The organism is Sporosarcina saromensis, from assembly GCF_054901285.1.
Map to the genome: position 1 here is coordinate 2136067 of NZ_CM142738.1, position 13511 is coordinate 2149577.

The 13511-nt window shown below is 40.1% G+C and carries 12 protein-coding genes and 1 pseudogene; 9 read left to right on the forward strand and 4 right to left on the reverse strand.

Annotated features, from left to right (window positions below; genetic code table 11):
* Nucleotides 1-32: 32 nt before the first annotated feature.
* Entirely contained in the window at nt 33-941 is a 909-nt protein-coding gene (locus ACVHUV_RS10745) for a COX15/CtaA family protein (protein ID WP_317941775.1), read from the reverse strand.
* Nucleotides 942-1406: 465 nt separating this feature from the next.
* On the opposite strand from ACVHUV_RS10745, the gene cyoE reads away from it, so the two are divergent.
* From cyoE to ACVHUV_RS10780, 7 genes are all read left to right on the forward strand, one after another.
* Nucleotides 1407-2324 (forward strand): heme o synthase, encoded by a 918-nt coding sequence (gene cyoE, locus ACVHUV_RS10750; protein ID WP_371389827.1) that lies wholly within the window; start codon nt 1407-1409, stop codon nt 2322-2324.
* Nucleotides 2325-2422: 98 nt separating this feature from the next.
* On the forward strand, nt 2423-3490 hold the full coding sequence (gene coxB, locus ACVHUV_RS10755; protein ID WP_462086897.1) for a cytochrome c oxidase subunit II: 1068 nt from the start codon (nt 2423-2425) through the stop codon (nt 3488-3490).
* A gap of 32 nt (nt 3491-3522) precedes the next feature.
* Complete coding sequence (locus ACVHUV_RS10760) at nt 3523-5403, forward strand: cytochrome c oxidase subunit I (protein WP_462084600.1); 1881 nt, start codon at nt 3523-3525, stop codon at nt 5401-5403.
* Nucleotides 5403-6029, forward strand: a complete 627-nt coding sequence (locus tag ACVHUV_RS10765) for a cytochrome c oxidase subunit 3 (protein WP_317941772.1) — start codon at nt 5403-5405, stop codon at nt 6027-6029. The genes ACVHUV_RS10760 and ACVHUV_RS10765 overlap by 1 nt, the downstream gene beginning before the upstream one ends.
* A 1-nt stretch (nt 6030) precedes the next feature.
* Complete coding sequence (locus tag ACVHUV_RS10770; protein WP_317941771.1) at nt 6031-6378, forward strand: cytochrome C oxidase subunit IV family protein; 348 nt, start codon at nt 6031-6033, stop codon at nt 6376-6378.
* Between the two features lie 157 nt (nt 6379-6535).
* Nucleotides 6536-7459 (forward strand): cytochrome c oxidase assembly factor CtaG, encoded by a 924-nt coding sequence (gene ctaG, locus ACVHUV_RS10775; RefSeq protein WP_462086898.1) that lies wholly within the window; start codon nt 6536-6538, stop codon nt 7457-7459.
* A 32-nt stretch (nt 7460-7491) separates the two neighbouring features.
* Nucleotides 7492-7953, forward strand: a complete 462-nt coding sequence (locus ACVHUV_RS10780; RefSeq protein WP_462084601.1) for a DUF420 domain-containing protein — start codon at nt 7492-7494, stop codon at nt 7951-7953.
* 122 nt (nt 7954-8075) lie between these two features.
* Here the strand turns inward: ACVHUV_RS10780 and ytvI are convergent, their stop codons facing one another.
* Complete coding sequence (ytvI, locus tag ACVHUV_RS10785; protein WP_462084602.1) at nt 8076-9134, reverse strand: sporulation integral membrane protein YtvI; 1059 nt, start codon at nt 9132-9134, stop codon at nt 8076-8078.
* Between the two features lie 386 nt (nt 9135-9520).
* The gene (locus ACVHUV_RS10790) at nt 9521-9886 is read right to left on the reverse strand and encodes a YugN family protein (RefSeq protein ID WP_317941767.1); all 366 of its coding nucleotides are present in this window, start codon (nt 9884-9886) and stop codon (nt 9521-9523) included.
* Between the two features lie 219 nt (nt 9887-10105).
* Between ACVHUV_RS10790 and ACVHUV_RS10795 the strand changes: the two genes are divergently transcribed.
* A complete protein-coding gene (locus tag ACVHUV_RS10795; RefSeq protein ID WP_317941766.1) occupies nt 10106-11191 on the forward strand; it encodes a CAP domain-containing protein in 1086 nt (361 codons plus the stop codon).
* On the opposite strand, the gene ACVHUV_RS10800 is transcribed toward ACVHUV_RS10795, so the two are convergent.
* The gene (locus tag ACVHUV_RS10800; protein ID WP_317941765.1) at nt 11192-11923 is read right to left on the reverse strand and encodes an amino acid kinase family protein; all 732 of its coding nucleotides are present in this window, start codon (nt 11921-11923) and stop codon (nt 11192-11194) included. It lies immediately after the preceding gene.
* A gap of 154 nt (nt 11924-12077) precedes the next feature.
* On the opposite strand from ACVHUV_RS10800, the pseudogene ACVHUV_RS10805 reads away from it, so the two are divergent.
* A pseudogene (locus ACVHUV_RS10805) lies at nt 12078-13450 on the forward strand (UDP-N-acetylmuramoyl-L-alanyl-D-glutamate--2,6-diaminopimelate ligase).
* Nucleotides 13451-13511: the final 61 nt, after the last annotated feature.

Below are 13511 nucleotides of genomic sequence, written 5' to 3' on the forward strand. Positions count from 1 at the left end.
ATTCGACATATTGGTTGTCGAATGCTTCTTCCTTATTTTTTGTTGCTTCTTGAAACGAGTAATACCATATACGTCAACAAACCGAATAAGAGCGTAACAAATAAGGAATGTAAAAGAGCTAAGTAAAGATTTAAACGAGTTATGATCACAGCGCCACCAGCTAGTACTTGCAAGCAGACCAAGATGAAGGCGATAATCCATCCCCAATAAATGACACGTTGATTCTTATAATGTTTGATAGCATGATAGGCAATGATTCCAAGCCAAATGAAAATAATTGCAGCTGCAGTTCTGTGGCTCATCTGCACCCATTCCCAGAAGTTCGCTGGTAAAGAAAAGTCGCCATTTCTGCACATCGGCCAATCTGTGCAACTTAGTTCAGATTCGGTATGACGAACGAGGGCCCCAGAGTAAACAACAACATACGAATAAATTGTTACACCGATAGTATGGAACTTCATTGTCTTGCCGATTTTAAGTTTATCGGCATCATACTTTTGGTCGACTTCAAAGATGAGCAATGTCAACAACAACACTGAAGCGAATGAAATAAGGGAAATCCCGAAGTGCAGTGCTAGGATGAAGTCTCCTTGTCCCCATAAAACTTGGGCTGCTCCAATGAGTGCTTGTAGAATAAGAAAGAACAACGCTAGAAAAGCCAGTAATTTTGTTTCTCGAATATGGCCAATTGCTTTCCAAGACCATACAGCAAGGACGACAATTAAGATGCCAACTGAACCAGTAACGAGACGATGGGAAAATTCGATAAGCACTTCTGGTGTTATTTCATCCGGTATCAACTGCCCGTTACAGCCTGGCCAGTGGCGACCACAACCCATTCCACTATCGGTTTTCGTAACGAGTGCTCCACCTAGTAAAATTAGAAGCATACCAATTGTCGACGCAACACCGAACCATTTAAGGTATTTATTATAGCGCAAGAATGACACCTACTTTTATGAATGATGTGTTAAAGAAGGTTTGTGGCCATGAACAATCAAAGACATCCCTTCTTTGGTAGTTGGTTTAAAATAAACGTGTAACAGTGTAGAAAAGATATTTCCTATTAATATTTGATTTGGTTCGACATTGTTAATTCATAGCGATAAACGCTCGGTAAAAGATCTCTGCCTTGTTGATGATAGCGAAGAAATGACAAAAAAACAACGGATTTAGGTATAAAATGATTTTTTGTACGGTTATTTCACAAATTGTTCATAAAAAAGACCCTTTAACTTCACAAAAGACCTAGGGAAATGATTTACTATAGATAGGGCATAGCTATACAAATAGTTTGTATACTTTCTGTTTCGGGCAAAATTCGTGATATGTATAGAAATTAGTGACGAATTTCGATATAGTAAAGTATAGCGGCCTTTGCCGACAACTCTGAAAGGAGGGTACATATGTCAAACGGTCGAGCGATAACTTCATCCGGTTCATCGGATATGGCTTCGACTTCTCTTGTTAAGGATTTCCTGGCACTTATAAAAATTGGAATCGTTAATTCGAATTTGATTACTACTTTTACCGGACTATTCCTCGCGTTTCAATTTACTGGAACAAGTTTTATCCAGAATCTTGATTTGTTACTGTATGGGTTAGTTGGGACAGGTTTAATCATAGCGGGTTCTGCAGCCTTGAATAACTTGATTGATCGGGATATTGATCCAATTATGGCAAGGACAAAGTCACGCCCAACGGTAACTGGAAGATTTAAAGCACCGGCTGTCTTGTCTCTGGCGCTCACTTTCATTGTAATAGGCGAACTTTTACTCTTAGCAGCGTCACCAGCCGCTGCCATGTGGGGACTTGCCGGCGTGTTCAGCTATGTTGTACTCTATTCAATGTGGTCTAAACGCAAGCATGTAAGCAATACGATTGTTGGTAGCCTATCAGGCGCAATCCCTCCACTAATCGGATGGGCAGCTGTCGAACCATCACTCAGTATTAGTGCATGGGCGTTGTTCTTCATTATGTTTGCTTGGCAGCCACCACATTTCTATGCGCTCGCAATGCGAAGAACGAAAGAGTATGGTGCAGCGGGTATTCCAATGCTCCCAGTTGTCAAAGGATTTGCCAGGACAAAGAAGTCCATTTTAGGATGGGTGCTGTTGTTGTTCCCTTTACCATTCCTTCTATCTGGTTTAGGAATCGGTTTCCTACTACTTGGAACGGCATTGAATATTGGATGGCTTTATTTATCATTAAAAGGATTCAAGACGAAGGATGATCTGAAGTGGGCAACGACTATGTTCATCTATTCCTTGAACTATATGACAATTCTTTTTGTTGCAATGATTATTTTTTCAATATTCATCTAGTAAGTGGAATTCTTTCTTTTGACAGGAATTCATCATAGAGAGGTCAACAGTCCTCATTTGAAAAAACATTTTTTTAGAAAGAGAGGTATTAGTTAGTGATGATGAAAGGACTCAAAAAGTGGCGTCTCTTTTCTCTATTGGCAGTACTAACAGTTTTCCTTGCGGGATGTGGCCAAGAACAACTTTCAACGCTTCTTCCTGCCGGTCAAGTAGGAAGAGACCAGTTTAACTTGTTACTTCTAGCATCAGGAATTATGTTACTTGTTATTATTGTTGTTGTTGCGATTTATCTAATTGCGTTACTACGTTACAGACGTTCGAAATTAGGTGAAGATTTTATTCCTGAACAAGTTGAAGGCAGTCATAAACTTGAGTTGGTCTGGACAATCATTCCAATTCTGTTGATTTTGCTTCTTGCTGTTCCAACTGTCTACTACACATACAAATTAGGTGATGTGTCGGCGATGGGTGCTGTTGATGAAGATGGCAATGCAGAACATCTAGTTGTAGACGTTACAGCAAAGCTTTATTGGTGGGAATTTGAATACCCAGAGTTAGGAATTGTTACTGCTCAAGAATTAGTAGTGCCTACAGATGAAAAAGTGTATTTTAATCTGATTGCTTCTGACGTTAAGCACTCCTTCTGGATTCCAGCTGTTGGTGGAAAACTGGATACGAACGTTGAAAACGTGAACAAATTCTATCTCGTTTTCGAGAAGGAATCTAAAGATCTAAAAGATGGCGTGTTTTATGGGAAATGTGCGGAGCTTTGTGGGCCGTCACATGCCTTAATGGATTTCAAAGTGAAAACGATGCCACGAAAAGAGTTTGATAAGTGGGTAACTGCGATGCAAGCGACTGCTGAAAAACAAATTGTAGCAAACGAACAAGGTGAAGAAATCTTCAATCAAAGCTGTATCGGTTGCCACGCAGTATCCGGTGTAGGGGAGAGTAACGAAAAGCAAGGTCCAAACCTTGCGTCGTTCGGAGACCGTAACCGTGTTGCAGGTTTCATGGATCATTCAAAAGAAGGTATTATTGAATGGCTTACAGATACACAAGAACATAAGCCTGGTAATAAAATGCCATCATTCGGTGGACAGCTTTCTGACCAAGAAATGGATGCGTTAGCTGAATACTTGATGGGATTATCAGTTGAAAAATAATTTTGACGTGATTTGAAGAGGAGGTAAACAAAGTGAGTTCAGTTGCTCAAAAAAAGAGTTTTGGTGCAACGCTGTGGGATTGGCTGACAACAGTCGACCATAAGAAAATTGGGATCCTTTACTTCCTTGGCGGCGGATTCTTCTTCGTAGTCGGCGGTATTGAAGCAATGATGATCCGTTGGCAGCTTTACAAGCCAAACAACGATTTCGTGAGTGCAGGATTATACAATGATTTGATTACGATGCACGGAACGACCATGATTTTCTTAGCAGCGATGCCAATATTATTTGGATTTATGAACGCTATTGTACCATTACAAATCGGGGCACGTGATGTTGCGTTCCCTTTCATTAACTCATTAGGTTTCTGGATGTTCTTCTTTGGAGGATTGTTCCTGAATATTTCATGGATATACGGTGAAGTGCCTGATGCAGGTTGGACGTCTTACGCATCTTTATCACTTGCATCCGAAGGTCACGGAATTGACTTCTATGCAATCGGACTTCAAATAGCCGGTGGTGGTACGTTAATGGCGGGGATTAACTTCCTTGTTACAATTATTAACATGCGTGCACCAGGTATGACGTATATGCGTATGCCGTTATTTACATGGACGACTTTCGTTGCGTCTGCAATGATTTTGTTCGCTTTCCCTCCATTAACAATCGGTTTGTTCTTCTTGACGTTTGACCGTATGTTCGGCGGGAATTTCTTTGATCACCAAATGGGTGGAAACACAATTATCTGGGAGCATATTTTCTGGATCTTTGGACACCCTGAAGTATACATTTTAATATTGCCTGCTTTCGGGATTTTCTCTGAAATCTTCTCAATCTTCTCCCGTAAGCGTCTATTCGGTTACCCATCGATGGTCTTTGCAACCGTTCTAATCGGTTTCTTAGGATTCATGGTATGGGCTCACCACATGTTTACAGTTGGTCTAGGGCCAACAGCTAACGCAATCTTTGCTGTTGCAACGATGGCAATTGCTGTTCCTACAGGTGTTAAAATCTTTAACTGGCTCTTAACGATGTGGGGCGGAAGTATTACAGTTACAACGCCGATGCTTTATGCGCTCGGTTTCATCCCATCCTTCGTAATGGGTGGTGTAACGGGTGTCATGCAAGGGGCTGCTCCTTTGGACTATCAATTGCATGATTCTTACTTCATCGTTGCTCACTTCCACTACGTTATCGTTGGTGGGGTTGTGCTTGCGATTCTAGCTGCAACGCATTTATACTGGCCGAAAATGTTCGGTACGATGTTGAATGAAACACTTGGTAAAGTGACATTCTGGTTCTTCTTTATTGGATTCCATTTGACATTCCTTATCCAACACTGGCTTGGATTCTGGGGAATGCCACGTCGTGTTTGGACATATATGGATGATCAAGGCTGGGATCTTGCGAACTTGATCAGTACAATTGGTGCTTTCTTCATGGCAATTGGTGTAATTGTTCTCGTGATCAACGTAATTATTACATCTGTGAAAAATGTTAGAGTTGCGAATGATCCTTGGGGAGATGGACGTACACTTGAGTGGGCAATCGAATCTCCACCGTTGTATTACAACTTTACGGCAACTCCACTTGTACGTGGACTTGATTCTGTATGGATCGAGAAAATGGAAGGAAATGAAACAGGTTTAACACCTGCTGAGCCGATTAAGGACATTCATATGCCTCACGGTTCCATCATTCCATTGTTAATGTCACTTGGTCTATTCATTGCTGGATTCGGTGCAATGTTCCATTCTGAAACAAGCTGGGGTCTTCCAGTCTTAATTTTTGGTCTGTTATGGACATTTGTTTCAATGGCAGCTCGTTCGTTGCAAGATGACTTGGGCTACTACATTAAAAAAGAGGAAATCCTCCGTGATATTAAAGCATTGAACAAAGGGGGGCAAAAATAATGGATTTGAATAAAAAATTCACCCCTGAAACATGGCCAGAACATCCGGAGCGGGCGACGCTTGAAGCGAAAAATAAGTTTGTCGGCTTTTGGTTGTTCCTAGGTGGAGAGACGATTTTGTTTGCGACGTTGTTTGCGACGTACATTGCGTTGAAAAACTCAGGACCAAGCGGTTTTGGCTTCTCTACACAAGAACTTTATGAATTACCACTTGTATTTGTCATGACGATGTTGCTTTTAACATCCTCGTTAACGAGTGTGTTTGCAATGTATCATTTGAAGAATTACAATTTCAAGAAAATGCAATTGTGGCTAGCCATTACAGCATTTTTAGGACTTGGCTTCCTAATGCTTGAAGTTTACGAGTTCTCTCACTATGTAAAGATTGGATTTACATTTAGTAACAGTGCATTCAGTTCATCCTTCTATACACTTGTAGGAACGCACGGCTTCCACGTTGCTGTAGGTTTAGTTTGGATCACATTGTTGATCTTCCGAAATGCAAAGCGTGGTCTAAACCTTTACAACGCTACGAAGTACTATACATTCTCATTGTATTGGCACTTCATTGACGTTGTATGGGTGTTCATTTTCACAGTAGTCTATTTGATGGGAGTGATAGGTTAAGATGGCTGACATCCAAGTTTACAAACGTACACCAGCTGAGCAGTCACTAGCTAAACGACGTGCAAAGTTAGCAATGCGTAATCAGGTAATGATGTTCTCGCTAATGATTTTCTTGACTCTCGTTTCATTTTCCATGGTTGTCGCATTTGAGAAAGATGTACCTGGTTTCTCCCAGTACTTCATCATTCCGATGATTTTACTATTTGCAGCTGTGCAAGTAGGTCTACAATTGTATTATTTCATGCATATGAATGAAAAAGGACATGGCATTCCTCAAATGTTCATGTATACAGGAGCTTTATTTGGTTTCCTAATTCCTTTGACATTCGTCACGATTGTATGGTGGTAAGTTTATTTTCAAAAGCCTGTGGATAAAAATCCACAGGCTTTTGTTTTCTACATAAAATATTTCTCTTATCTACCGCTTTGTCAAAGTTCGTTCATTGTGTTCAAGCGTTGTACAACCTATAATAGAGAAAGACCTACTTGAAGGAGTGATGGCAATGATGCCTTTAAGCATATTTGGATTTCGGGCAATGTGGAGTCCTTATTTTTTCCTTTTCATCGTACTGCTTATCGTTTTATATTTTTTATTCACGAAAAAGTGGAGGCATCGTTTCGAAGGAACAGAGCCTGTGACAAAACGTGAAATCAAGTTCTTTTTAGGCGCTATGGTTTTGTTATACATCGTCAAGGGATCGCCCGCTGATTTACTTGGACATATTTTATTCTCAGTCCATATGGCTCAAATGGCGCTATTGTTATTAGTCATTGCACCGTTTTTGATTATTGGAATTCCGAACTTCATTTGGAAGAAAGTTTTCAGTGTAAAGTGGATTGATAAGACCGTTCGGTTGTTTACAAAACCAGTGATTAGTCTTCTCGTCTTTACAGTAATGTTTTCACTGAATCATTATCCAATGGTGCTGGATTTCATTAAACTTAATATTGTAGTGCATTCAGTCTTCACGATTGCGGTATTTTTATCCGCCTTGTTCTTATGGTGGCCGATTGTGAATACAATGGATAGTCATCCAAAACTGCATGGCTTAAAGAAAATTGGTTATGTGATTTTAAGTGCTATACTGATTACTCCTGCTTGTTCACTAATTATCTTTGTGGACGTACCGGTTTATGAAACATACAGCAGTGGGGAAGCGTGGCTACAAGCAATGGCGTTATGTGTACCTGCTGGAACGTTGACGTCTTTATCAGGCCTTTCAATTTCCGGTCCGGAACTCTTTACGAATATGCCAACGCTTTATGACCAACAATTAGGCGGAATCATCATGAAAGTGATTCAAGAATTGATCTATGTCGTTGTCATCGGTAAGATTTTTATTAAATGGTACCGTGAAGAGCAATTGAATGCTGATGAAATTACGAAGAAAGATCTATTAGAGAGACAGAATTTAGAAATGCACAGTTAATGCATATATAATAAGTGAAGGGGTATTTTGAAATGGGTGTTCCTTTTTTACCTACAGTCAGTACACTATTAATTGTGCTTTCTTCCGTGTTTGTTGCAATCGGTTGGAAGTTCATTAAAGAGAAAAAAGTTGAAGCGCATAAGAAAATGATGATGGCTGCGTCTGTTTCAGCTCTGTTATTTTTGATCATTTATATTTCACGGACGGTATTCATCGGAAATACAGCATTCGGTGGTCCAGACGAATTGAAAATCTACTATACCGTTTTTCTTATTTTTCATATCGTTCTTGCGACAACTGGAGCTGTATTAGGGGTAATTACAATTCGTTCAGGCTTGAAGAATCGATTAGATCGACATCGTAAAATCGGCCCGATTACTGCTGTCATCTGGCTATTTACAGCGATTACAGGAATTGCAGTCTATTTGTTGCTATATGTATTTTACAAAGGCGGCGAAACGACATCGGTCTTTAAAGCAATACTTGGATTTTAATAGTAATTGAACATAATAAACGCATGAGGGCAATTCGCCATCATGCGTTTTTACTTTATTCACCAAATCAGATGAATGAGTCATGTGCAGAGGAACAGTTTAAATATAGTTCCAGTGGTAGGTCATATCTTAAAGTTTAACTTGATAATCCCTGCTTCTCGGGCTGTATTGAATAAGATGACGATCATCGGGCCGATGAAAAAGCCGAGAACCCCGAAAAGTTTTAAGCCGATGAACATGCCTATCAATGTAGGTAAAGGTGATAACCCAATCTGATTCCCCATGACTTTCGGTTCAATCGTTCTACGAATGACAAGAAGAACAATTGCTAGTATCGTTAATTTTGTTCCCATTGCGATGTCACCACTCACAAATTGATAGAGTGCCCATGGAGCTAAAACGATTATGGAACCTAAGATTGGAATCACGTCAATGATCCAAATGACGATCGACATGATTAACGCATACTTTGGTGCAATGAATAGAAGTCCAACAAATGCAACTGCAAGAATGATGAAGCTAACAAGTAATTGGGCTTTCATGAAACCGAATATGACGGAGTTCAGTTTCACAGTCATGTATCGGACTTTTTTCGCTGTATCCATTGTTAAGTGTCTGAAGACCATTGCTTTGAGCTCAGGCAATTCAAGCATAAATAGGAATAGGGCGATCATGAATACGATTAGGCTTACTAAAAAATTTGGTATTTCTGATGCGAGTGAGACAATTTTCTCGGAATTGAAAAATGAGAGCAATGAATCTCTAAATGAGTTTAGAATATCATTAAAGCCGTTTTGCATAGACTTTACAACATCTTCAGGAAGTCCGGACGTATACAGGAATATTTTGTTTTGGAAGTCAATCCATACGCCTGAAAGCTTATTCAAGTATTCAGGTGCGTCTTTTGTAAACTGAATGATCCTTCCGATTAACGATGTCACGGTATAATAGATGATGATTGCCAACATTGCTACGATGAAGATGTAGACGGAGATGACAGACACTTTCCTTTTGCATTTGAATTTTAACTCTGTCAGTTTAACGAGGGGTTCAAATAGCAAAGCAGTAAGAAGGGCTAAAATAATCGGTATTGATACGGGAAGTATAAAAATAGCGATCAATACAAGAATTAGCAAAAATAGAACTACCATAAAATTTCTTTTTGTAAGCCAACGCGACAACGGTCATTCCTCCAAAATATTCATTGGTCTTATTATAACCAAAAGAGGCAGGAATGAATAGCCAAAATGCCGAAGAAGTAGAACTTCTCCGGCTCAGCCTGTTGACAAACGCTCGCATCCGTTGTTGCTCGTCTCGCTCGTCCGCTCATGAACTTTAGTTCTATTCGCGTCTTCGCTCGACTTCGCGCGGACCTGCACGATGCAGGTCATGCAGTCGTTGGGACAGGACGTCCCGAACTTAGACTGCCTTCCACCTGACAAGCGTTTTCAATCAGGCTGAAGAATCTATAAATTTCATAAAAAAGGTGTAGACAAAGTGAAAACCGACTTTGTCTACACTCTAAGCCGAAGAAGTAGAACTTCTCCGGCATTCTTTCAATAAACGATTATTTAACTAGAACATAAGGTTGAAGTTCTTCAAATACTGCTTTTAACGTAGCTTTGCAATCTTTTATTAAACCTTCAGGGAAAATTTCATCTTCACCATATTCTACCCCATGTGGATAGTAGTGTTTACCAATAACCGGTTTTTTCAAATTCATGATGGCGTCTCTTGTATCAACATCACCATCAGTTGTGTAGCCGAATACACGTAAGTAGTACGTACCTTCTTTAATGACGTACTTCTTATCATATGTCACTCTTTCATAATCCCATTGTCCAGCACGCACAAGATCATGCTTCAGCATAATTTCGTCAAGTAAAGATAGATCAGCAACAATTTCTTCAATGCCTGTATTTTCAATATACATTGTGTCGTATCCTCCTTTAAATATATTCCGTCGATATAGCCTATACTTATTTATCATAGACCAAATTGGTGCGAGTTGCAATGACAAGATTGTGTCATCTAGTAGCTTACAAGTTAGAAAAAGAACGTTATACAATCAGAATAATGGGTGACTTTATACCCTCTATTCGGTAAGATTGTCTTATACGATTAAACAAACTAGGAAAGAGGGCGAGGAGTTATGAAAGTGTTTTGGAAAATTGGTTTATCACTTATCGTCCTTCTTACCGTTTTTTATTTTTTGGACAGTCGAGTAAAGGAGAATGAACCTCTGGAATCTCCTGTCAACCACGGTACTGCCATACCTGTCATAGATAAAGAACTTGAAGGGCAAGTAGTAGGACCTGAACGACCGAAAACTGGCTTATCCACACTCGTAGGACAGTCGACAGCAATACTTTTACAACAATTTGGAGAACCTGATCGAATTGAACCTTCTACTTACGCATATGATTGGTGGATCTATAACACGACTGTTAATATGATGGTCGGTATAGAAAAAGAAAAGGTAAACCAAGTGTTCAGTGCGGATGTAAGTGCAAATTTATCTCCTTTTGAGGTAGGGCAAAATGTTCAGGATATATTCCGATTTTCAATTATAGAATCAGAAGTTAATGTACAAATTGAGAATAATTTGTACACATTCTCTTTAAGCAATCAGGACATTATGGATCGGATGCTTATAAAATATGAGGATTTATTCGCTCAAGTGTATGTAGATGCTGAACAACAGAAAATTGTCGGTATACGTTTTATTGACCCGACGACGTTAATCATCCATCAGCCTTACGATATGGAGTATATGGGGGAACTCGTCGCCAGCCAACCACCATCCTCTACAATACAAATTGAAGTGGATCGAGCAAATGAACGTCAAATTGTCGAACTGACGAATTATTTTAGAGATCAAAGCGGGGTTCCCGTTGTAGAGTATGATTACTGGCTTACTGTATTAGCGCAGGAACATAGTAAGGATATGGCTATAGAAAAATATTTTTCACATGAATCTCCTTCATCAGGGAACTTATCCGAGAGGCTGAAAAGCGCTGAAATTGAACATAAAAAAGCAGGGGAGAATATTGCAACCAATTATGTGGATGCAATTGAGGCTGTCCACGGTTGGTTAAATTCTCCCGCTCATCGGAGTGTATTATTGGATCCTGATGTAACGGACATTGGAACAGGTGCATATGGGAAATATTATACACAAGTGCTCATCAAGACTGAGAAAAAAGAGAAATCGGACTCCAATTTCATACGGAATTAATTACGGCTTTATCCAAGTGCCTGTTTCATTTGAAGTGATACCTCTTACATATAGAGGTATCGCTTTTTTCATTGCGTACAAAGCGGCTCGCTTTTGAATGACCGGCCGTTCTGTATTCAATAAGGGAAGTAATTGGCGAAAAGAAATGTGATCAAGCTTTGTTACGTTGTGACCCGTTTTGGGATCAGAGGACATAATGCCAGGAACATCTTTGAAGAATTCGACATGTGAAGCCCTTAACGCCGCTCCAAGTGCGATTGCTGTTAAGTCACTTCCACCTCGGCCGATTGTCATCACTTGCCCGAACTCATTCATTCCCTGAAACCCTGGTATGATGACGCATCCGGTCTGTTGTAAACTATCTGATATCATCGTTGGATCTATGTCACTTATCGTTCCATCACCAAACTCACCGGATGTCCAAATACCCGCTTGAATGCCATGAAGTACTTTGTTTGCAATACCTGCTTGTTCCAATTCCGCTGACAGAATAGCAGAGGCGATAAGTTCACCGCAAGATGCAGCAAGATCGCTTGCCGCTTTAGATACACGAAATGCGTCAGTAAGCCTTAACAAGCTATCTGTTGAATAAGGGTCCTTCCCTCTACCGATAGCTGAAACGACTACGACAACGTTCGTATACTCTTCTAATCCAGCTTTAATGTGACCGATACAAATCTTTCTAGACTGTTCATCTTTCATTGCGACGCCGCCAAATTTTTGAACTATCATGCAAACTCCCAACTTTCTTCGTGTCGTTCGTTTCAACTTCTTCATACGATAAAGTATGGTTCGCTTTCAATATATTCGTTAGTAGCCGATTTTGTTCGGGAAGGGGAGAGGGCTTTTGTTACTTTCAGAGCTTGTAAAAGATTGGCCCTGCACTGTGAAAGGGAGTATTGGTGTAGATGTTTTAGGTGTTACTGAACGATCGGGAGCAGTGAAACAAGGTGATCTTTTTGTTGCGAGAAAGGGAAAGGCTGACGACGGGATTTTTCACGTTGAAGAAGCGATCCGAAGAGGTGCAATTGCCATTGTCATGGATCGTAATTGCAAAGCAGAGCTGAGCAGATACCCTACTGTTCCGATTATTACTGTTCCAGATGGGAGGAAATTCTTATCACATGTAAGTGCAAAACTTTCAGGAAGTCCATCGGAATTATTGACAATCATTGCGGTTACTGGAACGAATGGCAAAACAACAGTGACCCATTTTGTCGGTCAGTTACTGCATGAAATGGGCGCGAAAGCTGCAGTTATTGGAACGACAGGTATCTATATGAATGGTGAAAAATGTGTGATGGATTTGCCGGATATGACAACATTACCAGCGGAATACCTCCATCCACTCTTAAAGAAATGCGTTGAAGGCGGCATTACTCACGTCATTATGGAAGCTTCTTCGCTAGGATTATCGACTTCTAGATTAGATCATTGTGATATTGATATTGGCGTTTTTCTGAATATTGGTGTAGATCATTACGAGGAGCACGGCAGTAAACAGGCTTATTTAGCAGCAAAGCAATTACTTGCAAATTTATCGAAGGAAATTATTGTTAATCAAGACGACGAGATATGTATCGAACTTGTTAAGAATGCAAGTAAACCTACCTACAGGTACAATGTCAATATGACAGCTGATGTAGCTGTTCCAAAAGAGCTTTATCCAACCGCCTTATTAGGAAGACATAACAAAAGTAATGCGATGGCTGCAGTTAGTGTGTTAATGCGATTAGGCTATGACCAAAAGGAAGTCTTGGCTCATTGTCATAAACTCATTTTGCCTGAAGGACGCTTGCAGCAGATAGAGCATGCTGGAATAAAAGTTTACATTGACTACGCACATACACCCGATGCACTTCAAACAGTCTTACAATCTTTAATAGAAGAGTTTACGGATTGTCCCATCATTACTGTTTTTGGATGCGGGGAAACCGAGATCGTGGAAAACGCCCGGAGATGGCGAAAGTGGCAGTATCCTTATCTACTAAAGTAATGATTACATCTGATAATCCGCGGTATGAAGACCCAAATGCTATCATTCGCGACGTCTATTCCGGAATAGAAAGTGAATCTAGTAACGTTTTTATTGAGCCAAATCGTAGGAAAGCAATTGAAACTGTCATTGCAGCAGCAAAAGAAGGGGATATCGTGTTAATCGCTGGAAAAGGGCATGAAAAGACTCAACTAATTGGTGGAGAATCTTTTCATTTCTCGGATTATGAAATCGCTAAGAATGCGATTCTCGGAAAAAAATAATTTTCTATGCGGATTTGTGCACGAGACGGTAGTAATTTGGTATGATGAAGTGGAATGGAGG